The 22,597-nt window shown below is 41.5% G+C and carries 13 protein-coding genes and 1 pseudogene; 4 read left to right on the forward strand and 10 right to left on the reverse strand.

Features of this window, described 5'->3' with window-relative positions; genetic code table 11:
- Positions 1–195 precede the first annotated feature (195 nt).
- The 10 genes and pseudogenes from G631_RS0116260 to fliY form a co-directional block, all read right to left on the reverse strand.
- On the reverse strand, positions 196–3,309 hold the full coding sequence (locus G631_RS0116260; protein ID WP_026490337.1) for an outer membrane protein assembly factor BamB family protein: 3,114 nt from the start codon (positions 3,307–3,309) through the stop codon (positions 196–198).
- A 1-nt stretch (position 3,310) separates the two neighbouring features.
- Positions 3,311–6,442, reverse strand: coding sequence for a TIR domain-containing protein (locus G631_RS0116265; RefSeq protein WP_026490338.1), 3,132 nt, complete (start codon positions 6,440–6,442; stop codon positions 3,311–3,313).
- Positions 6,443–6,722: 280 nt separating this feature from the next.
- On the reverse strand, positions 6,723–7,283 hold the full coding sequence (locus G631_RS0116275; protein ID WP_026490339.1) for a GtrA family protein: 561 nt from the start codon (positions 7,281–7,283) through the stop codon (positions 6,723–6,725).
- Between the two features lie 61 nt (positions 7,284–7,344).
- On the reverse strand, positions 7,345–9,762 hold the full coding sequence (locus G631_RS0116280) for a glycoside hydrolase family 3 C-terminal domain-containing protein (RefSeq protein WP_026490340.1): 2,418 nt from the start codon (positions 9,760–9,762) through the stop codon (positions 7,345–7,347).
- A 148-nt stretch (positions 9,763–9,910) separates the two neighbouring features.
- Positions 9,911–12,859, reverse strand: coding sequence for a glycoside hydrolase family 3 N-terminal domain-containing protein (locus tag G631_RS0116285; RefSeq protein ID WP_026490341.1), 2,949 nt, complete (start codon positions 12,857–12,859; stop codon positions 9,911–9,913).
- Between the two features lie 153 nt (positions 12,860–13,012).
- The gene (locus tag G631_RS0116290; RefSeq protein WP_026490342.1) at positions 13,013–14,134 is read right to left on the reverse strand and encodes a GGDEF domain-containing protein; all 1,122 of its coding nucleotides are present in this window, start codon (positions 14,132–14,134) and stop codon (positions 13,013–13,015) included.
- Complete coding sequence (locus G631_RS0116295) at positions 14,131–15,441, reverse strand: GHKL domain-containing protein (protein ID WP_026490343.1); 1,311 nt, start codon at positions 15,439–15,441, stop codon at positions 14,131–14,133. Before G631_RS0116295 ends, G631_RS0116290 begins: the two co-directional genes overlap by 4 nt.
- A gap of 18 nt (positions 15,442–15,459) precedes the next feature.
- Positions 15,460–16,167: a LytR/AlgR family response regulator transcription factor gene (locus tag G631_RS0116300; protein WP_026490344.1), complete on the reverse strand. Its 708-nt coding sequence runs from the start codon at positions 16,165–16,167 to the stop codon at positions 15,460–15,462.
- 39 nt (positions 16,168–16,206) lie between these two features.
- Positions 16,207–17,343, reverse strand: coding sequence for a DUF4317 domain-containing protein (locus tag G631_RS0116305; protein WP_026490345.1), 1,137 nt, complete (start codon positions 17,341–17,343; stop codon positions 16,207–16,209).
- Between the two features lie 35 nt (positions 17,344–17,378).
- Positions 17,379–17,942, reverse strand: a pseudogene (gene fliY / locus G631_RS0116310) (flagellar motor switch phosphatase FliY); the annotation flags it as partial.
- A gap of 370 nt (positions 17,943–18,312) precedes the next feature.
- Between fliY and G631_RS0116315 the strand changes: the two are divergent.
- From G631_RS0116315 to G631_RS0116330, 4 genes are all read left to right on the forward strand, one after another.
- Positions 18,313–19,077, forward strand: coding sequence for a DeoR/GlpR family DNA-binding transcription regulator (locus G631_RS0116315; RefSeq protein ID WP_026490347.1), 765 nt, complete (start codon positions 18,313–18,315; stop codon positions 19,075–19,077).
- Positions 19,074–19,979: a 1-phosphofructokinase gene (gene pfkB / locus G631_RS0116320; protein ID WP_026490348.1), complete on the forward strand. Its 906-nt coding sequence runs from the start codon at positions 19,074–19,076 to the stop codon at positions 19,977–19,979. Before G631_RS0116315 ends, pfkB begins: the two co-directional genes overlap by 4 nt.
- Before the next feature lie 87 nt (positions 19,980–20,066).
- Positions 20,067–22,157 carry a PTS fructose transporter subunit IIABC gene (locus tag G631_RS0116325; RefSeq protein ID WP_026490349.1) on the forward strand — a complete coding sequence of 697 codons (2,091 nt, stop codon included), beginning with the start codon at positions 20,067–20,069 and terminating at the stop codon, positions 22,155–22,157.
- 74 nt (positions 22,158–22,231) lie between these two features.
- On the forward strand, positions 22,232–22,495 hold the full coding sequence (locus G631_RS0116330) for an HPr family phosphocarrier protein (protein WP_026490350.1): 264 nt from the start codon (positions 22,232–22,234) through the stop codon (positions 22,493–22,495).
- Positions 22,496–22,597 lie beyond the last annotated feature (102 nt).

Consider the following 22,597-nt stretch of genomic DNA (forward strand, 5'->3'; position numbering starts at 1 on the left):
GGAACCTCTCCTGATACTATGTATTTTAGCACTTCCATAAGACGTTTTCCATGAGTATCAGACAAGAAATCATTTAGCTTTCCGTGGCAATACAAATATATATGGGTAACTCCATCTTTGTATTCAATGCCTGGATGTGTTGATTAGAAAAGCCCATGCTACTTTTTCAAGTAACATGAGCTCGTAAGCCATTAATTATCCTATTCCATAGCTATCCTTGAAGGCATCGCTTATCTCCGCGCCTTCTAACATTTTTTGACCTCTTTGGATGAGTTCCTCTAATGAATACTGTTTGAAGTAGCCAAGTTTCAGCTCCCCATTAACATTTTCATTAAACACAATAAATGAGTCTGTGCCTTCATGATATCCAATACAATTCTTAAGATATGCAGTTTCAACCCAGGAATTAGTATCTATAATGTTATACACGTAATCCTGTTTGATATATAGAAGATGTTTTGCATCATCAAACCTCATCATCGAAGTCCCATTATATAGCTGTGGACGTGAAATAGTAATACCTGCAATCAGTTCTCCAGTCTCAGCCTCATATCTATATAGGGTGCCATTGGAATAAACCGCATAAAACTCCCCATTATGTGAAGTCATTGTAACCACTTCTCCCTCTGGACAAGCAATCTTATAAAGTTCTTCTCCCTTTAGGTTACTAGCAATAATAAAATTATTATCAGTGGTATAAATTCTTTCTTTTTGGTAATCGAAATATATCCCGGTTGTTCCGTGCCAGTCATTGGAATGTGCTACAACTACAACTTCTCCAGTCTCAGTGTTAATTATTGAATCATCCTTATAAGCAAAATAAATAGTGTTAAGTTCTGGACAATAATCTATTTTTTTCTCATAGTCACTTCCGAATAAATACTCAAAGCTCACATCATACAATCTGGTTGATCCATGCATTACATCGCAAACTGCAATCTTATAATACTCATAATTCATAGAGTCTAGATAAATCAATTTACCATCTTTAAAAATTGGTAGAGAACTCGTTCCTATACTAGAATCTCTGGCAATCACTATTTCTCTTACTTCCATAGTATCAGCTTTAACTCTGAACAAGGATGTTTTATCGTTTTCATAATATTTTATAGATGCAACACCATTTTCAAATCCGATAAGTTTGCACTTATAAGTATTTAAATCAAGAGGAACCTCTCCCAAAAGTTCTTTTGTATTCACATCAAAGAAAGATATTATAGCCTTTTCATCCTCAGTTCTCATTACAGCCAGCTTATCACCATCTATGATAAGTTCCTCGAAAGGCGTATACGGATATGTCGGAGAATCCTTAAACTCTTCAAAACTCTCATCACATACTCCCACGCCATAGTATATAATTTCTGAACTTGAATCTTTAATGATGTATACTCCTCTATTAGCCACTGCTTTTTCTATATCATTAATAAAATAATACATAAGAGAAACACTATCAGCCGATCTTTCCTTACTATTTCCAACAGTACCTGTGGCTCCATTCCTAAGGAAGAAACCTGGATAGTCATCATCTTTACTCATCATTATGCCGACTATTGTATCAGTAAAATCAAATCTATTGATCCGTTCACCAGTTTTCTTATCCCAAACCTCACAGATATCACCGCTGTAATAAGCGAAAGCTGAAATATTTGGAAGATCAACAAAGCCGTAATCATAAAGAATTGCATTGGATATAAAATCATTACTCCATCTCAATGATAAGTCTTCGCTATTAATGCAAAAGATATTCTCAGTCTCAGGTTCCATTACTTCCATGGTTAAAAATCCAAAGTTACTTTCTGTCCACTCTCTTCCGACAGCCAGGCAAATTGAGTTATCGTCAATCCATTTATATTCATCAAGAGTTTGATTGTTGGCAAAACAGCCCATCTCTTCTAAATCTCTATAGATCAGACTATTTGAATTCAAATCATAAACTACAATACATAATCCATCATCTACATTACCTAAAAAGGCTATTTTATCACCTTTGGGAGATACTCTAAAATCGCCAAAGTTAATGCTTTTCGCATATGCGTCTTCTGATTCAATTATATAATTGTCAATGACTTCCCCATTTGAAATAGATACTTTAAAAATACCATCTCTTGTTGTGCCGATCAAAATAGAACCATCAGTAAGAACATTGTAATACCCAGATAAGCTTGTATAATCATCAAATAAATCATCTTTTTCCCATATAACCTGCCCATTTGTAATGTCAATTGCTTTTAGTGTATGGCTTCCCTGTATAACAAAAGATTTTTCATCGGCAAAATATATTTTTTTAACTGGATCGAGTTGGGAGCTAAATGTATATACAAGCTCGTGACTACTGCATTTCCATGCTTTGACATTATGAGACCTGTCTATCGCAGCAATGTATTCTCCACCATCAGCAAAAACCATTTCAGAAACAACATCTGGCATCGTGTAGTTCCAAACTGCGGTTACTCCCGCTCCTGACCTATTCTCATAAGCAAGTGAAGCATTACTCAGTGCCTTTACAGCCTCTGGCACAACTGGTTTGTCGGGATTTTCCTCATTGGGGAGGGCTTCAAGCGCAAGGTATAATGCATTGATCCTCTGCTCTTCGTCGAGAAGTCTTGAAGATTCTGTGGCAAGGTACTTGGACTGGCTGATAAGGGCCTTTTGGTAATTTTCGTTGACCCTGTGATTGCTGTAGAGCATGTATGCACCAAAGCCTACAGAAAGCCCCATTACGCCTGCTGCCATTGCAGTTAAGCGTTTCATCTTGTACTGGCGCTGTCTATTCATAAGCTCGTTATAGGAACATCCGATAAGCGCGGCCGCAAGTCGTGGAAGCTCTGTATTCTTGGCTTCTTTCAGGGGAAGTCTCCAGTCGCAGGACAGAGGTTCAACAGGCTCTGTAACAGTTTCCACCTGCCCCATAGAGTTAAGTCTCTGAAAGGTTCTACTAAGTAGCATTTTGGGAATAACTTCGTATGGTTCTCCCTCTGCCAGAACAGTCAGAACTCTATCAATTGGATGATCCTGCAAAAAGATGGTGATTTCCCTCTCTACCCAAGTGGAAAGGCAGGTGCTCTTTGAGCAGAGGACAATAAGGTAATCTGAATTTCTAAGGGCATCTTCTATAGTTCCACTAAGGTCACTAGTAATAGGAAGTTCATCCTTATCCCTGAAGATGCGCTCTATCTTTTTTACGCCTGTCTTTTTCTGTATTTTCTTTGGAATATGGTAACGCTCCAAAGCCTTTTCAATCTGCGCAGCCACCTTGTTGTCAAGCTCCGCATGTTTGTATGAAATAAAAGCATTGTAATGTAAGCTCATATTAGAATCCGTATTCTTCTCTTAATTCCTGTGAAGGTTCTGTTCCTTTTGTAAGTTTCTTTGCTTTCTCAATAAGTTCCTGGACTGAGTAGTGTCTGAAATATCCTATTTCTTCCTGAGAATTCTCAACATCCGATGTAACAATGAAGGTATCTGTGCCCTCGTGATATCCAAGGCTTCCTACAACGCAGGCTGTCTGGACATAGCTCTTTAGCTCTATAATATCTATTACGCCATCAATCTGAAGATAGAGTAAATTATTCTCAGGGTCATAATTAAATTCAACCCTGTCTGTTGTGATTGGAGATGTATATGGGGTAAATTCTGTTTTTCCAATAAGTTCTCCAGTCTCAAGATCATATCTATAAAGCATTCCATCCTCATAAGGAACCAGCAGAACTGCCTTACTATTGTCTAACGCTCTGTAAACTGATACATCGTAAGGTTTTATCTCTGGGCATTTGATGCTATAAAGCTGTTCGCCTGTATAGTCGCTGACTTCAATTGAAGAATAGTCAGTCTCAATAGTCTTGTGGCTTGTAGCATCAATACTCACCTTCTTAGTATCCTGCCATTCTGAAGAGTGGGTAACGCTTGCCACTTCTCCTGATTCAACATTCAGGATGTAGTCAGCACTTCCGGCCAGATAGACTATGCCATCTTCCGGGCAATACTCTATATTCTCGACATTTACATATCCATTCTCAGGAAGCGCAAACTCTTTTTTCTCAGCTGTCTCTACATCATACAGAGCAATAGTATTCTGTGAATAAGATTTACAGTCAAAATAAGCTATCTTGCCATCTTTAAAAGACATCTCGCCGCAGCTTGTTTCCTCAGCCAGTGTAGTTGTCTTGTTGTTTCCTGATATATCATCAAGTTCAATAAGCTCTAATACATTTCCTCCGATGCTTGAATAGTGGGAAATATATATTTTGCCTTTATCTGCTGCAATAAAATTGTAGTGATTATAAGAATTATCCTCATTATCTATATGAACGCTCTTTAAGAACTTTTTATTCTGAGCATCATATAGGTCAATGGTTATTCCGGCGTCATCTCCTCTGAGTACAGCAAGACTGTTTTCTCCTACAAATGCACTCTGTGACATGATGTTGTCATAAGAAAGAGTCGCATCAAAGCTAAGATACTCATCGTCTGAAACACCCACACCATAGTAAATAATAGAGTTGCTGTTTCTGACATGAGCATAGGCTCCCTTTGAAACCTTTATGCTGTCAATATCATCAGTAAAATACTTGGTTAAAGCTATGGTGTCAGTTCCCTGCGAAGGAAGTGGAATAGCATGTTTTCCTGACTCAGTCTGGAAGATAGGAAATTCTGCACCCTTGTTTAGCTTGGCTCCGACAATTACGTCGTTTAAGTTGTAATCATAGAGCATTTCACCAGTATTTGGATCTATAATGGTAGCCTTGTTTCCTTTGTAGAAGCAGAGTCCGTCCATTTCAGTCAGAACTATGAATCCATCTGTGCTTGAATAGGTGGTAAAAGAAAAATCGTAGTTCCATCTTGTAGACTTATCTTCCAGATTAATGCAAGTTATCATGTCATGGTTTGTTGAGTAAACATCCATGTTAAGAAAACCGTAGTTTCCGCCCATTCCTTCCTGGTTTACTGCGATAGCTATCGTATCATTATCCATCCAGCAGAAAGTGGAAAGGAAGTTATCATCGGTAAAAAGCCCCATCGCCTTGAGGTTTATAAACTCATAGGTCTTGTCAGATAGATTATATATGCAGAGGCTTTTATCCTTGGTATCACCCAGTTCCACTTCAAACATGAGCTTTTGTTCATCAGGAGAAATGATCATGTCAACAAAATAGCACTTCATAGCATCAAGATCATTTTCTGCAAAGCCATAGGTGTCCACTATATTTCCGGTAGCTGAATCCAGCTTATAAATAGTGGCATCACCTACTGGAACATAGACAAAAGAGCCATTGTCACTAGCTGCGTAATAATTGGCCACTGCTCCATCGCCTAATTTCTCATGTTCCCAGAGGACAGTCTTATTCTTGACATCGACGCATCTGACAAAATATAAGCCTGTTACAAGAAGCTTATCTTCTGATATGTAGTAGATCACATCTGCGCAGTCATCACTTGAAGAATAGCTATACACAAGTTCTTTTGTCTGAGCATCCCATACCATCACGTTGTCAGACATATCGATGGCAGCCAGGGAGTCTCCGTCAGGTCCCACATAGAACTTTTTTATATTATCAGGCATTGTATAGTTCCAAACTGATGTGATATTGGAGCCGTAAACTGTCTCGTAGGCAAGACTTGCATTTGCTATAGCTCTTTCTGCCTCTGGAATTACTGGTCTGTCAGGCGTCTCTTCATTTGGAAGGGCTGCCAGCGCAAGGTGGAGGGCATCAATTCTCTTTTCATCTTCAAGAAGCTGTTCAGAAGAGTTGGCCAGGTATCTTGACTGGTTGATAAGTGAATTCTGGTAGTTCTCGTTGATCTTCTGATTGCTGTAGAGCATGTATCCGCCAAAGCCAACAGAAAGCGCCATCACGCCTGCTGCCATGGCAGTAAGTCTCTTCATCTTGTACTGACGCTGTCTGTTCATAAGCTCGTTATAAGAGCAGCCAATAAGAGCAGCTGCAAGTCTTGGAAGCTCAGTGTTTATAGCTTCCTTACGAGGCAGGCGAAAATCGCAGGAAAGGGGCTCAACCGGCTCAATAACTGTTTCTACCTGGCCCATGTAGTTAAGTCTTTGAACAGTTCTATTAAGAAGCATCTGGGGGATAACTTCATAGGGCTCGCCCTCTGCCAGCACAGTCAGAACGTGGTCTAATGGATGAGTCTGTAAAAAGAGACTTATCTCCCTCTCAACCCAGGTCGAAAGGCGTGTGCTCTTGGAGCAGAGAACTATAAGGTAATCTGAATTAAGAAGTGCCTCATTTATGGTGTCTGTAAGGTCGCTTGTAATTGGAAGCTCATCCTTGTCCCTGAAGATGCGCTCTATCTTCTTCATTCCGGTTTTTTTCTGGATCTTTTTTGGAATATGATATCGTTCCAATAGTTTCTCTATGTCAGCAGCTACTTTATTATCAAGTTCTGCATGTTTGTATGATATAAATGCATTATAGTGTAAACTCATGTATCCTCCTGAATATCGTCCTCAATATATTCTTTCCACAAATCCGATATTTCATTTTCAAAACTAAACATATTCCGCTCGATTTTATCAAGCTTCAAAGAAAATATCAACGCAACTTTTTTGCAATTTTGTTTGTACTAGATTTGCACACCCATAGGTTATACAATTTGCCTCTCATTTTTGTTTCAATTGCTTTTGAACCTATAAAAATAAGGAGCTGCGTCTGTTTTATAGGTATATCACCCAAAAACAATGCAGCTCCTGTATAATTCAAGCTCTATTACTCATTCTCCGCCTTCTTCACGGTCTCAGGGAAGATGATCTTGTTTACAAAGAAGAATACTACCATTGAAACGCCGCCGTTTAATACTGTAGTTCCGATGTTGTAAACAAATGCTGGAACAAACTTGCCTGCTACAGCTACCCAGATGCAGTTGATTGAGTTTACGATGCAGGTGATCAGGATGAATGCTGCAACGTACCATGCAATCTGCTTGCCGGGCTTGTCGTGGTTACGGAATACAAAAAGCTTCTGGATAGGGAAGTTAATGCATTCGCCGATGACCATGGCGATCATGTAAGCTACAAAGTAGGCAAGTCCACCGTGTGCCTGATCGTAGCCAAGAATATTCCAATCAAATGTCTCACCAAATAATGTAAGAGGAATTCCAGGCCATCCAAAAGACCTGTCTCCTAAAAATGCAAAAGCAGCTGGTAAAAATGTAAGGAGAAGGTACTTAAATACTGTGATCAGGTTACTTACGACCACAAATAAGCCTCCCTCTCTCACCCACTTAGCAATCTTAGGGTGCTTCTCCTCGAAACTCTTCCAAAAATTCATTACAAAAATCCTCCATCAATTATTATCAAAGCTCTATTAGGCAGCCATTAAACGTCTACACTCACTTAATCTTAGCCTCATATTCCTTGTTGAGCTTACTGTTACGGAAGTAACCGGAAATCACCTTGCCAAGTCCGCCAAAGAACTTGCCATTTACAATATCAACAATGCCATCCACCATATCCATTGAAACAGCGCCGCCAGTCATTTTGGCCATAGCTCTGAATGGCATGTTATAGATAAAGAGTACGTTAAGATTAGGCTTGCCGCTCTCATCAGCTTTCTTCTTCATAGCTGTAAGACGCTTATAAGCAAATCTGGCAAGTCCGCTCTTTGCATAGTACATCTGGCAGATAGCATCATTGGCTGTCAGAAGTCCGCTCCACTTGCCATCTGGAATGCTTCTGCCAAGAAGTGCCTCAAACTCAGCATCTTCTACAGTCTGGATCTTGCCGCTGTAATATGTAGGCATCTTCTCTTGAACATATGGAAGCTCCTCTGTAGTTGCAGTTCTTGTAATGTCGCCAGTCAGCCTGATATCTGCGCTGGAAGCTCCCAGGAGGATCTTGTACTGCCCACCTTCTACTTCCCACTTGTTAGTCTTGACATTCCAGTAACGGAAAGTCTTATCATCAAAGGCAATCTCAACCTTCTTGGATTCTCCTGGCTTCAGGAACACCTTGGCAAATCCCTTAAGCTCTTTTTCTGGTCTGAATACCTTGGCATCAGGAAGAGAAACGTACATCTGAGCAACCTCAGCACCTTCCATCTGTCCTACATTCTTGATGGTAAAAGAGATACCCTCTTCAGTAACATTAAGATCGCTGTACTCAAAACTTGTATAGGAAAGTCCAAAGCCAAATGGATAAAGCACAGGAACTTCCGCAGTTTCATAATATCTGTAGCCAACAAATACGCTTTCTCTGTACTCAGAGGTTCTCTCTGTGCTTGGATAATAGCGGTATGCAGGTGTATCCTCAAGTCTTCTTGGAACAGTCTCTGAAAGCTTACCAGATGGGCAAACTTTACCGGTTAAAATGTCCATAACAGCACTTGCTCCAGCCTGGCCATTTAAATAGCCATGGAGAATAGCCTTGAAGTAATGATGCCAAGGCATCTCAATTGCTGAACCTGCACTAATGATTCCAACAAGATTCTTGTTGACCTGTCCAAGCTCCTGTAAAAGATTTATCTGATTCTGAGGTATTCTCATGTGTGTTCTATCCATACCCTCAGACTCACTATCTTCATTAAGACCAAAGAAGAAAAGAACTATGTCAGCTCTTTTTGCTATATCAAGAGCTTCCTTCCTGGTTGCAGCATCTTCCTCGCCAGTTCTGGAATAGCCCCTTGAAGATCCAATAACCTGAATATCATAATTGCCCAGAATCTCTGATACAGTCTCAATCTTAGTAGGATTAACAAGAGATGAGCCTGCGCCCTGGTATCTTGGAACAAAGGCAAAATCTCCAATTATGGCAACCTTGGCACCAGGCTTAAGAGGAAGGATGTTGCCCTCGTTCTTAAGAAGGATTGTGCTCTCAGTAGCAGCTTTTCTTGCTACTGCGTGATGTGCTGCCTTGTCAAAGTCATCAGACTTGCCCTGAGCGTTAACATAAAGAGTCATGACAGCATCAAGAAGCTCGTCTACTCTTGCATCCACATCCTCCATGCTGATCTTGCCGCTCTCAACAGCAGCCACAAGTTCTCTTGCAGAATCAAGGCCAGGATTAGGCATCTCAAGGTTTGAGCCTGCTGCCACGCCAAGAGCATGGTCATTGGAAGCACCCCAGTCAGTAATTACTATTCCGTCAAAGCCCCAATCTTTTCTCAAAATATCAGTCAAAAGATGCTTATTCTCATTGGCATATGTGCCATTGACCTCATTGTACGCAGACATGATAGTCTTGGCCTTACCTTCTTTTACAGCAATCTCAAAACCAGTAAGATATATTTCTCTTAAAGTACGCTCATCAACAACCGCATTCATAGCCATACGACGAAGCTCCTGTGAGTTCACCGCAAAATGCTTGGGACAAGCGTATACACCCTGTGACTGAATACCTCTTACATATGATGCAGCCATCTTACCTGCAAGATATGGATCTTCTGAAAAATATTCAAAGTTTCTTCCGCAAAGAGGACTTCTCTTTATATTAAGACCTGGTCCCAACAGCACGTTGACACCTTCTGCCATAGCCTCTTTTCCAAGTGTCTTTCCTAGTTCCTCGCCAAGCTCTGTATCCCAGCTATTGGCTACTGTTGCTGCAGTAGGGAAGCATGTTGCAGGAAGGGATTCGTTAAGTCCCAGGTGGTCTCCCGCTCCAGCCTGCTTTCTGATACCGTGAGGTCCATCTGAACAGAATATGGATGGAATTCCAAGTCTCTCAAATTCCCTTGTCTGCCATTCTCCCTTTCCGCTCAAGAAAGCTGCCTTCTCTTCAATTGTCATCTTCTCAATGATATCTTGATATTTCATTTTTTCCCTCGCATATCTATGTAATTTGCCAATTCCATGTGACAATTGGCAAACACCTTTTTAAATATGGAAACATAGGTCGGCACAGGACCTCCCGTGCCGCCTATGATCCAATCATATCCTATATATTTATAGGTCTAAATTACTATTACTCTACAGTAGCTTCTGCTGCTGCCTTTTCATTTGCTCTATTCTTCTTGAAGTTCTTGCAAAAGATAGCCATAAGGCAGATCATAAGTACTGCAAATACGCAGTCACAAACGATCATAAGAATCTTCCAGGAAGCCATTCCTGTCTTGAGATTCTCAGGTGCATAAGCACGGCTGTTAACTACAGTATAAAGAATATTCTTGGTAGCCTCACGCATAGCCTGCTGTGCTCCGTTTGTATCTCTGAACTGAACGCTGTTTGTAGCTGTTGGATAGTTAACAAGCATACAGTCTGTACCATTTCTGATAGCCTGGTCAGATGACATGTATCCGTAAACTCCGAAGTAGTCAGTAAGTACGAAGCCATTGAAGCCCCACTCATCTCTAAGAACTGTCTTAAGAAGTTCCTTACATCCGCCTGCCCAACGGTTACCAATGTAGTTGAAGGAAGACATAACTGCTGTCATCTCAACGTTCTTGACACTGATCTCGAAAGGCTTAAGGTAAATCTCACGAGCTGCCTGCTCATTAGTCCATGTGCAGAGCATGTCGCATCTATTGCCTTCCTGATCATTAAATGCAAAGTGCTTAACATAAGCGTAAACTCCGTTAGCCCATGAGCCCTTTGTAGCTTCTGAAGCAATCTTTCCAGAAAGAACACCGTCTTCTGAATAGTACTCAAAGTTACGTCCAGCAAAAGCTGTTCTGTGAATGTTCATAGCTGGTGCATACCAACCAGATACATCCATCTCGTTAGCCATCTTACCGATGTAGTCACCGAATGAATAAGCAAGCTCTTTGTTGAAAGTAGCTGCAATTGTAACACCTACAGGGAATCCAAGAGATCCAACACCTGTAAAGTTATTGTTGATTGAAGCAGGGCCGTCACAGTCGTTTGTACGAACCTTGCCGATTGACTCAACTGAGTTTGTCTGATATCCGCCAAGAGAAATAAGGGCGTTCATATCATCAAGTGTCATAGCATTAAGGAGCTCATCCCACTTAGGATCGTCCTTGGCAAGACCACGAAGGTCCTTGAGCTGAAGTGATGAAGCTGCGCCAGTTATAACTGCTGCTGCGTTTGGATCCTCATCAGCTGCTGTAGCTTCTGGTGTAAGGTAGTTGCTGATGTTGTAGAAAGTTGCCTTTACATCTGCAGGCATCTCGTAGCTCTTAGGAGCTGCTGTTGCTGCATTGTAGTTAGCAAATCCATCTGCTCTTGAAAGGTACTCAAGGTTACCATTAGCAAAATCAAATGCGTTTGTAGCTGTAACCTTATCTGAAGTTCTCTTGTTTGATCCGTCATAAGTTACTGTAGTTCCTACAGTGTATGTCTTAGAATCGATAACGTTGTGAGAATCCTTGTTGATAGAAATCTCATAGTCACCAGCGTCAAGTACATAAGCCTTAGCGTTCTGGTAATCATAAGATGCCATATCTTCTGCTGCAAAAGAGATAGTGATTGTCTCTGATGCGCCTGGCTCAAGGAGCTGAGTCTTTGCAAACTCTACAAGGTTTGCAGAAGCCTTCTCGATTCCACCGTTCTCATATGGAGGATTGTAATAAACCTCTACTACGTCCTTACCTGCAACAGAACCTGTATTTGTAACAGTTACATCAAAAGTAATTGTTCCATTTTCCTCAGTAATGTCGCCCATTGTCTGCTCAAATGTTGTGTATGAAAGGCCATATCCGAATGGATACTGAACCATTTCGTCATAGTTGATGAGACCTTCAAGTGCTGCTGTCTCATAGAACTTGTATCCTACATAGATACCCTCTACGTAATTTACAAAGCTAACTTCTGCCTTGGTCTCAACGCCAGTAAATCCTGTTGATACATAAGCGAAGTCTTCCATATTTGTATAGTTGAAGTCACCAAAGTTGTTCCACCAAGGTGTCTTTGTCATGTCATAAACATAAGTGTCGATTGTCTTACCTGATGGGTTAACCTCACCAGTTACGATCTCGCCAAGAGCCTTCATACCAACGTGGCCCATACCTGCTGCCCAGAGAACTGACTTAATCTGTGGGTGATCTTTTACAAAACCAAGCTCGAATGCGTTAGCACCGTTGTAAACAAGGATTACCTTGTCAAAGTTTGCGCATACAAGGTCAATCATCTCTTCTTCTCTGTTTGTAAGCTGAAGGTAGTGATCACCTGCATCCCAGTCGTTACCCTCGTTGAGAGCATCATCATAAGTACCAGCTGTGTAAGTTGTTCCATCCTTGAAAGAACCATCTACTACAGAAGGCATATTTGTTGGAAGGTCTGCACCCTCACCGCCTGAACGGCTGATAACGATCATAGCTGTGTCTGAGTAAGACTTAGCATTTGACATAAGTTCGTCTGTATAAAGAGAAACGTTAGGTTCTGGAAGTGTCCAGTCCTGATTCCACATACCAACTACTGGTCTGTCTGCCTTGTAGTCTGTGTAGAACTTTGTAAGTTCAGCGTTTGTCTCGATTCCAGCATCACTAAGTGACTTAAGAAGATCGATAGTTTCATATGCATCATTAAGAGCACCTGAACCAGCGCCACCAAGGATAGGATTTGTTGAAGCCCATCCGAAAACGTTAAGCTTGCTTCCTGAAGCAACAGGAAGAGTGTTCTCATCATTCTCAAGAAGAACGATACCCTCTCTTGCGATATCCTGTGCAAGAACAGTTGTCTCATCAGATGTAGTCTTTGAGATTGTACCGCTTCCACTAATAAGATCCATCATTGTGCTCATAGGTCCTGTCAGGATCATATTCACACATATAACAATACCAGTCAGCATAGCAACAAGTGCTGTGCCTCTTACAAGCTTCTTGGTTGACTTCTTAAGCTTCATAACTGCGATCATGATAACGATTGCAACTGCAATTATGATACCTATAGCAATCAAAAAAGGCTTGATTGAATTGATGACTTTCATCACGTCATCCAGATTGATAGATAACATAGATTAACCTCCCTTTTTTAATCTGGAAACTAAATCTGGTCAGGATCTAGTTCCTTAGTTTGACCGCATAAATAATCTTAGCGGCGCTTACAACATGAGGTTAACACGCATAAAAAAAACGTGCCGTTTTTGTCATAAACGGTACGTTTTTTGTCATGAATGGTGTTTGACCTTTTCCAGATACATATTGTCGTCCATATGTCTAAAGAAGCTATCCACATTATCTTTTTCCGGATCAAATAATGTATAGCCTATAGATAGCGATAACTGATACTGTCTACCCTCTGTCTCGTTAAAAAGATCCAGCTCATCCCTTATATTTTTTACCACCCTTTTAAGGGCTTCTTCGGAAGTTCCCTTCAATATAAGAATAAACTCATCTCCAGCAAATCTTACTGCCACTGCCTTATCAGGTTTACTAAGAGTTATGACTCTTGCAGTGTCAATAAGGGCTTCATCACCAACGGAATGTCCGAAGGTATCATTTATTTTTTTAAAACGGTCAACATCTATCATGATGCCGCCCATACGAGCCCCCATGTCCCTGGAGTACTGTTCGAGGACGTAGTCAAGGAAGGCCCTGTTATAAAGCCCCGTCAGCGTGTCCAGATAAGAAAACTCATTCTGAAGAGACATATAGATTGCTGTAAGTCCCACTGCCAGCGATACCCAGATAAGTGATATTCCGTAAAAGACAAGCTGAATAATGCACCCTGCTATTACAGGCCCCATCATAAGACCTATTGGGAAAAATCTCACCTTGCCGTATCTACTCTCATATCTTTTAAGAAGCACATAACTGTAAATAAGATATCCAAACTCGACGATAAAGTAACCATAGCTAAGGGGGAGTCTGTGATATACATTCATTTCATCAATATAAAAAACTACCGGAACAAACAAATTCATCAAAGAAATCAGAATCAAAATAAGTCCGGGTACTGCTATAAATTTGTAGCGCCTTCTTATCCTTACTGTAGACTTAAATAGCTTGAGCTCAGTGTACATACACCATCCAATAGAAAAAAGAGGATTAGTCATAAAGCAGTAAGTGTTGCCTGCATAGCCAATAATACGGCTAAGCTGCCCTGGCTTTCCATCAACATAAAAGGTAAGAAAATCAATAGCACAGGCAAAAGCCGACAAGCCTGCTATAAGAGAAAAAATCTTATACTCAAACCTGCCCTCAGATCTTCGAATGTGGCTGCTGTATAGCATCGCTATAAGAATGACCACACCTATATAATCAGCTACAGCTACTGCAACTAAATTCATCCAAGCCCTCCTTTTGGAATAAGCATCGTAAGCTCAAACCAATTATCTTTAAGGCCAAAATTCAATGTTCCGTGGTATTTTTCCACTGTATATCTGATACTCTTAAGTCCAAATCCATGATTTCCCTTATCAGCCTTGGACGTAACAGGGTAACCATTTTTAATTGTTATAGTGTTTTCGCAATAGTTATTTATCTGGATCAGTATAAAATTCTTTTTCTGGGAAAGAGATAGATGAATAAGCCTCTTCTCAGGATCCTCTATAAGAGCCACACTCTCAATTGCATTATCAAGGGCATTACCAAAAATGGTACAAATGTCCGCCACATGCATAAATTCCAGAATATCGCCATCTGCAACGCAGGTTATCTTGATGTTATTGGCCCTGCAGTTCATCATCTTTCCGGCAATCAGAGTATCAAGCACACTATTTCCAGTCTCCAGCTCTGGGCTGTAGGATTCAAGCTCCTGTTCCAGGGAATCAATCCACTTTTTGCGCTCCTCATCGCTCATCTCAGCGCGAAGCCCCGCGATCTGGTGCTTTAGGTCGTGATACTTCATATTGATAACTTCAAAGGTAGACTGGTAGTTTCTGTACTTGTCGTACTGGGCCTTCAGCATTGCGTGGATATTCCGCAGCTCTTTTTCCGCAAGAAGTTCGCAGATACGGCTCTGATATACATAAAGAATCATGATGCCTGCTATATCCACGAGGGTTCTTATGTAAAAGATATCTGCCTCAAGTCCTGCAGAAAATGGGGTATTCCTAAATACAAAGCTAAGGTTACTAAAGGCAAACACTACTGCGGCTATGGCAATTGCAGCCCACAGCTCTCTTCCATTTATCTCAAGCTGGAAGACTCCCCTGGTTATACCAATCTCCATATAATGGGCCCAGGTAAAAACAAGAGTGTAGACTCCCACAAGTATCAAAATCTGGACTAGTATCGAATCCGTCATGTTCCTGATAAAGTATGCAAGCTGCCACTCAAGGGAGGCGGCCAATTCCGCCAAAAGAAAGGCTCTTGCACAGTAATAACCTATGACATTTCTGCTATCATCGCAGCAAAAAGCCATATAGGCATACATAAGCCCCACAGCAATCAGCATGCAGGGAATCCAGAATACTACAGGAAGCCCCTTAGTCAGTACCAGAAACATGCTCTGAACCACAAGTGCCAGGATAGTAACCAAAATGAAGTCCTCATTTTTGACTTTTCTTTTCATCACAAGGCAATAGGTCAGGCAGGCCAGCCACTCAGCCAGGGCCGTGTATATTCTAGGAATGTCTTCGAAAAAAATTTCCATACTATTTACCAATAAACATCAGGCCAGAGATGCCATGTAGTCTGTAAGTGCAGACATGAAGTCATTTTTCCTTGATCTGCTGATAAGTAGCTTCTTGCCAGCAATGATGCAGCTTCCATTCTCCACTCCGTCTACAAACTTAAGATTCACAAGATAGCCCTTGTTGCTCCTAAAGAAATTGTATCCTGAGAGCTGTTCCTCAAAGTCGCCAATCTTGGCTCTTATTGTAAACTCTCCGCCTGTAGTGTAGAAATTGAGGTTGTGCCCCTCGCTTTCTATATAAAAAATGTTGTCGATATCCAGCTTTTTTACCCCTGAGGGCATATCCACGGTGATAATCTTGGAAGTTGGCTTTTTTATCTTGCCGACAGCTCTTCCAAGTTTCTGTGAAAAAGCAAAATAGCTAACTGGCTTAAGGACATAGTCCATGGCGTCAACCTGATAGCCCCTTATGGCATAGTTGGTCATGTTTGTGATAAACATAATGACTACATCACTATCAAGCTTTCTGATCTCCTCTGCTGCAGTCATGCCGTCCATAAGCTTCATCTCAATATCCATAAGGATAATGTCGAACTGCCCCTTATATCCGTTAGTGATCTCATCCCCATCAGAAAATCTTGTAATCTTGAAATAATTACCGCTCTCGGACTGGAATCTGTTTATGTATTCTGTAAGCTGTGCTGCGTATGAATCCTCGTCCTCAACAATTGCAAGCTGAATCATATCTGTTCTCCCGGATGAATACAGGTCTTTTACCTGGTCTTACTTGTTCATGAAGGTGCGCACGTTGATCCCGTTTACTTCTATGTGATCATCCACTGCGATCACCAGGCACTGTCTGCCATCGACAATTCTTGATTCCACAAGATCTGTCCTGTCTGGCTTGACCTTGATCACCACATCTGGAGTCTCTATATCAAACTTCTTGGTATTGGCTATATTGCTGGCAAGTAGAGGAAAATCCTCATCTCCTGCGCATTTCACATAATTCTCGTCAAAATAGTCAAGTCTGTCCTGAGCTACACCGCTGTCCTGAAGAAGCTGCTTGACGTCTTCCTTTTTAAGCTCGAGAGGCTCCGGATCGCCCTCGTGGTCTTCTATCATCTCATTCAAATTATCATGAATGTTCTTCATGATGTCGTAGTCTGCCTCTTCGCCTATGGTGTTCTGAACTACAGCATCGAAGATGTCCTTCTGCTCAGGCGCTGAGATAGGTGCTCTTCCGCCAAACATTGCCTCAACAAACTCTGGCTGAAGGTCATCAGGCTTCTTTGTGAAATAGAGCATGTTGTGGATATCTGTATCTCTTTCTATAAAGGCTGGGAAAAGAAATCCCTTTGTAGGGCCTTCTACAATCCAGTCACGGAATCTGTCTTCAATGACGTTCTTGCTCTCGTTGTAGCCAAGTCCTGCCTTGGAGAGCTTGACCGGGCAGATGCTGCAGAGAATGTAATCATAAATCTTCTCAGATGCATCCTCCATCTCAATTCCATCCCTTGTGATACCTGGAATGTCGTAAACTGCGTGAACAAGAATAATATAATAGTTCTCGCCATTTACATAGTTGGCGATGATCTTGTCATAGAACTCATCCACAAGCTCATCGTCCTCGAGTCTTGAATTTCTAAGAGTTAAAAGAAAATCTTGAGTCCCTCCTGGCTTCTCCTGGTCTAGAGGGAACTCAAGACTAATTAGGTTCTTGCCAAAAGTGCCTGCAAGTGTATGCTGGAAAATGTCCAGATATTTGAACATTTCTTCCTCTGGAATCTGTCCAAAGGCCTTTCTAAAGGTAAGTCTCTTGTTCTTTTCGTGATCAACATAACATCCGCAAATGTGATCTATAGTACATCTGTCTGGTGTAAACTGTTTCTTGATTTCTAATGTTTCTGCCTTATTCATTTTGAGTGTTATTTTCCTTTATCCATGAATTTTTGGCACATATCCACTGCGAACTGCACCGGATACAATTGTACCATGACGGAATCAATAAGGTCACCTATTGTCATCCTAAAAGCTATTTTAACAAATTTATCGTAAGTAGTATCAAACATTTTTTCGAATACTTTTATACTCTCAACATCAATCTGGTTAACAACAGGAGTGCTGATATCGGTAGCAATTCCAAGCATTGAAGATAAAGATGTGGCACTTGTGCCCATCATCTGGTTCATGGCTTCTGAAGCTGCAGAAAGATGAAGTTCTGTGATTTCTCCGGAAGTATTGGTGCCATCGCCACCCATCATAAGATCTGTCATGACTTTTACGTCATTCTCTTTTAACACAAGCACGTTGTTTCCTTCAAGGCCCTTGACGTAATGGATCTGCACAAAAATACAGGTTTTCTCATAATCATCGAGAGCTTCGCTTCTTTTGATCAGCTTAACATTAGGGGTAGTGATATCAACTTTTCTGTTCACCATCATGCTAAGCGTGGTGGCAGAGTTACCCATGCTGATATTTGCTATCTCACCTATGATATCAATCTGTTCCTGAGTTAAATTTAATTCTTCCAAAATCAGTACCTCCTGCGGCTTAACTGTAGAAAAATTCTAATCTTATTTTAACTTTCCCAGGTGCTTTTTGTAAATGTTTTTTACGCTATATAGATAAAGCTTTATTGTTTTTTTATATTTTTCTGACAATCATTTGGTGAGCATCTTCGTGAGTGACGTGAGCGTTTGTGAGTGTTTTGTGTGATTTTAGTGAATTTTTGTGATTATTTAATAATATTTTAAGTGATTAATTGTGATTATTTTTGATTGATAATGATTGCGTATGATGTTATCATGCAATTAGAGTTCAAATTATATACGTGGTCATCACAATCTTTTTTTCCATATATATTCATAATGATCAGAGGGGAACAATATGCTTACTCAGGAAAGACGGGATTTAATTGTTGCACTTATAAATGAAAGAAATGTTGTAACAGTGGCTGAGCTTATGGAGGAGTTTGATGCCTCCGCAGCTACCATCAGAAGAGATCTTACTGCTCTTCATGACGACAAGAAGATTGTTAAGGTCTTTGGCGGCGCAACATCCATAATCGATCAGGATGTGAACACTACAGAGCCTACAGTTTTAGCTAAATCTGTGCTCAACACTCAGGAGAAAGAGGCTATCAGCAAATATGCTGCTTCATTAATAAATGATGACGACTTTGTTTATATCGACTCAGGTACCACTACTCTGGAAATGATCAAATATATCACCAATACCAAGGCCAAGTACATCACAAACGGCATTGTTCATGCCAAGAAGCTTTTGGAAAAGGGCCTTAGCACCATGATAATTGGCGGAAGATGCAAGCCTACAACCGAGGCCATAATCGGTCCTGACTGTATCGAAGGCATCAGCAAGTACCACTTCACCAAGGCTTTCATGGGCACAAACGGGATTTCACTTCACGCAGGCTACACTACTCCTGATGTGGATGAAGCCCTGGTCAAGCAGGAAGCTGTCAAGCACGCCTACGTTTCCTACATACTGGCGGACCATACCAAATTTGGCAAGGTAAGTTCAGTAACTTTTGCAGAGATACCTAACTGCTGCATCATCACAGACAAAGAGCCTAATAAGAACTACAGCAGTAAAACAATCATAAAAAATGTAAATGATGGAGAGAAATTATGATCTACACTATTACCTTTAATCCAGCAATTGACTATGTTGTAAGGATGGGCTCAGAGCTCCTTCCAGGAATGACCAACAGGTCTGACTCCGAGGAATGCTACTTTGGTGGCAAGGGCATCAATGTTTCAACAATTCTCAAGAACCTTGGGCTTGAGAACACAGCTCTTGGCTTTGTAGCTGGTTTCACTGGAAAGGCCATCGCTGCTGATGTAGAGAGAAAAGGCATCAAGGCTAATTTCATCGAGCTTCCTGAAGGAATCTCAAGAATCAACGTCAAGATAAAGGGCGCTGCTGAAACAGAGATAAATGCCCAGGGCCCCAAGATTCCACAGAGCGCACAGGATGAACTTTTTAAGCAGCTCGATGCTCTTAAGGACGGAGATATTCTGATTCTGGCAGGCAGCATTCCAAGCTCTCTTCCAAGTGATGTATATGAGAAGATCCTTGCTAAACTCTCTGACAAGAAGATTGATGTTGTTGTAGATGCTACCAAAGATCTTTTAAAGAACGTTCTTAAGTATCATCCATTCCTTATAAAGCCCAATAATCATGAGCTTGGAGAGATGTTTGATACAGTTTTAAAAACTGATGATGAGATTGAAGCTCATGCCAAGAAGCTCCAGGAGATGGGTGCCAGAAATGTTCTTATTTCCATGGCTGGCGATGGAGCAATGCTCATTACAGAAACTGGTGAGAAGCACAGAGTTGGCGTTCCAAAGGGACAGGTCAGAAACTCAGTTGGCGCAGGCGATTCAATGGTTGCTGGCTTTGTTGCAGGTTACCTTGAGAATCACGATTACAGTCAGGCTCTCAAGATGGGAACAGCTGCAGGAAGTGCCACTGCTTTTTCCGATGATCTTGCAACTGGCGAAGCTATCAGAGAGCTCTACGCCAAGCTGTGATCACAAATATAATTGAGTAGATGATTACTCTTTATATATAGCTATAAAAAGAAGGTATATATTGGGACAACCAACAAAGGAGGGACTATGAAAATAACAGATTTACTCAAAAAAGATGGCATCAATCTGAAAGTCAGCGCTGCTGATCAGAATGCTGCTATTGATGCACTCATTGAGTTGCATGAAAAGGTTGGAAACTTAAACAATGTTTCTGCTTTCAAAAAGGCAATCCTTGCAAGAGAGGAAAAGGGCTCAACAGCAATTGGCATGGGAATCGCAGTTCCACACGGTAAGTCATTTGCAGTAGCCAAGGCTGGTGTTACAGCCATCACAATTCCAGAGGGTATCGACTACAAGTCCCTCGATGGAAATCCTAGCAAACTGTTCTTCATGATCGCAGCTCCTGATACTGCTGCTGACACACATCTTGAAGTTCTGTCCAAGCTTATGACACTTCTTATGGACAGCTCTTTTGCTAAAAAACTTATCGAGGCTAATACTCCAGATGAGTTTCTTTCAATAATCGATGCTAAAGAGGCTGAGAAAGACAAGGAAGAGGCAGAAAAGAAAGCCGCTGCTGCTCCAGCTAAGGCTCCTTCAAGCAAAAAGCTTTTAGGCGTAACAGCCTGCCCTACAGGTATCGCACATACATTCATGGCTGCTGAAGCTCTTGAACTTAAGGCTAAAGAGATGGGTCTTTCAATCAAGGTTGAAAAAGACGGATCTGCAGGTGCCAAGGATGTCCTCACAGCTGATGAAATTGCTGCAGCTGATGCAATCATCATTGCCTGTGACAAGAATATCGATATGGAGAGATTCGATGGTAAGGAAGTTATCATTACTTCTACCAAGGAAGCTATCCACAATCCAGAGGGTCTTATCAAGAAGGCCAGCGAAGAAAAGCTTGAAGTATATCACTTCACTGGAACAAAATCAGCTTCTATGAGTTCTGCTGCTGATGAAACACTTGGAAGAAAGTTCTACAAGCACCTTATGAACGGTGTTTCACATATGCTTCCATTCGTTATTGGCGGCGGTATCCTGATCGCGCTTGCATTCCTTGTTGATACAGTCGCAGGATATGGTGCAACTGGTGGCGGTAACTTCGGTAACATGCTTCCACTTTCATCTTTCCTTAAGTATGTTGGCGGCCTTGCAATGGGTCTCATGGTTCCTGTACTTGCTGGATACATTGCTTACTCAATTGCTGACAGACCTGGTCTTGCAGTTGGTTTTGTAGGTGGTATGCTGGCTTCCAGCGGTAATGCAGCTCTTTTCTCAGGTGATAGTCCAGCATTCCCTTGGGTTACAAGGCTTATGGGCGAAGGTACTCCACTTGATGGATTTAACACATTTATTGGAAACTTCGCATTTACAAGTAACGGCGCTACAGTATCAGGTTTCCTTGGTGGTATCGCAGCTGGTTTCCTTGCAGGTGGAATCATTCTCGTTCTCAAGAAGCTGACAGCTGGATTTCCTAAGTCACTTGAAGGAATCAAGCCAGTACTTATTTATCCACTTTGCGGCATATTTATCATCGGCGTTTTGATGAGCTTTATCCTTAACCCAATCATCGGTCTTATCAATGTAGGACTTAGCAGCATGCTTACAGCACTTCAGGCAGCTAATCTCATTGCAGTTCTGGGACTTATCCTGGGCGCTATGATGGCTATAGATATGGGCGGCCCTATCAACAAGGCAGCTTATGTATTTGGAACAGGTATGCTGGGAACAGCACAGGTACTCATGGAGAAGGGCGCAGAAGCTAATGACCCTGCAGTAGTTGCCTGCTACATCGCAATGGCATCCATCATGGTAGGTGGTATGGTTCCTCCAGTTGGTATCGCTATCGCATGTAAACTCTTCCCTTCAAAGTTCACAGAATCTGAGAGGGAAACCTGGATCACAAATATCGTAATGGGAAGTTCATTCATTACTGAGGGCGCTATCCCATTTGCAGCAGCCGATCCTGCACATGTAATTCCATGTACTCTTGTAGGTTCAGGTATTGCCGGTCTTCTTTCAGCAATCTTTGGATGCACACTTATGGCTCCTCACGGCGGAGTATTCGTATTCGCAACCGTAGGCAAATGGCCACTCTACATCCTTGCATGGCTGATTGGATCATTTATCACTGCTGTTATGCTTGGTCTTATTAAAAAGCCAGTTAACAAATAAATTATAAAAACCATTCCCAGAGGGTTATTATGCCTTCTGGGAAATTGGTGCTTTACTAGAGAGGAAAAGAAATTATGGTATCACAGAAAATCACAGTAACTAACGAACAGGGAATGCACATGCGTCCAGCAAGTCTCTTTTGCCAGACAGTGACTCCTTTTGCAAGCGATGTAAAGGTTGTTTTCAACGGAACAAGCTATGATGCTAAGAGCGTTATGATGCTCATGAGCGCTTGCATCAAGTGCGGCTCTGAAATCGAGATCGTATGCGATGGTCCTGACGAAGCAGATGCCCTCAAGAAGGCTGTTGAGCTTGTTGAGAGCGGACTTGGTGACTGAGCTTCAGTCGAGTTGGTAATGGCTACCCGGTAGTGTGTGAATGGCTACCCGGTAGTCCGGAAGTGACTGCAGTGGTATATGTATGTCTCTCATAGTGCTAAG

The organism is Butyrivibrio sp. XBB1001 (genome assembly GCF_000424505.1).
In the GTDB taxonomy this organism is placed as follows: Bacteria; Bacillota; Clostridia; order Lachnospirales; family Lachnospiraceae; genus Butyrivibrio.

What these genes read in the sequence shown, in the direction of transcription:
- G631_RS0116295 (WP_026490343.1), bottom strand. Translation starts at nt 15,441, where the DNA reads ATGGAAATTTTTTTCGAAGACATTCCTAGAATATACACGGCCCTGGCT.
- G631_RS0116325 (WP_026490349.1), top strand. Translation starts at nt 20,067, where the DNA reads ATGAAAATAACAGATTTACTCAAAAAAGATGGCATCAATCTGAAAGTC.
- G631_RS0116275 (WP_026490339.1), bottom strand. Translation starts at nt 7,283, where the DNA reads ATGAATTTTTGGAAGAGTTTCGAGGAGAAGCACCCTAAGATTGCTAAG.
- G631_RS0116290 (WP_026490342.1), bottom strand. Translation starts at nt 14,134, where the DNA reads ATGAATTTAGTTGCAGTAGCTGTAGCTGATTATATAGGTGTGGTCATT.
- G631_RS0116305 (WP_026490345.1), bottom strand. Translation starts at nt 17,343, where the DNA reads ATGAATAAGGCAGAAACATTAGAAATCAAGAAACAGTTTACACCAGAC.
- pfkB (WP_026490348.1), top strand. Translation starts at nt 19,074, where the DNA reads ATGATCTACACTATTACCTTTAATCCAGCAATTGACTATGTTGTAAGG.
- G631_RS0116280 (WP_026490340.1), bottom strand. Translation starts at nt 9,762, where the DNA reads ATGAAATATCAAGATATCATTGAGAAGATGACAATTGAAGAGAAGGCA.
- G631_RS0116300 (WP_026490344.1), bottom strand. Translation starts at nt 16,167, where the DNA reads ATGATTCAGCTTGCAATTGTTGAGGACGAGGATTCATACGCAGCACAG.
- G631_RS0116315 (WP_026490347.1), top strand. Translation starts at nt 18,313, where the DNA reads ATGCTTACTCAGGAAAGACGGGATTTAATTGTTGCACTTATAAATGAA.
- G631_RS0116330 (WP_026490350.1), top strand. Translation starts at nt 22,232, where the DNA reads ATGGTATCACAGAAAATCACAGTAACTAACGAACAGGGAATGCACATG.
- G631_RS0116260 (WP_026490337.1), bottom strand. Translation starts at nt 3,309, where the DNA reads ATGAGCTTACATTACAATGCTTTTATTTCATACAAACATGCGGAGCTT.
- G631_RS0116285 (WP_026490341.1), bottom strand. Translation starts at nt 12,859, where the DNA reads ATGTTATCTATCAATCTGGATGACGTGATGAAAGTCATCAATTCAATC.
- G631_RS0116265 (WP_026490338.1), bottom strand. Translation starts at nt 6,442, where the DNA reads ATGAGTTTACACTATAATGCATTTATATCATACAAACATGCAGAACTT.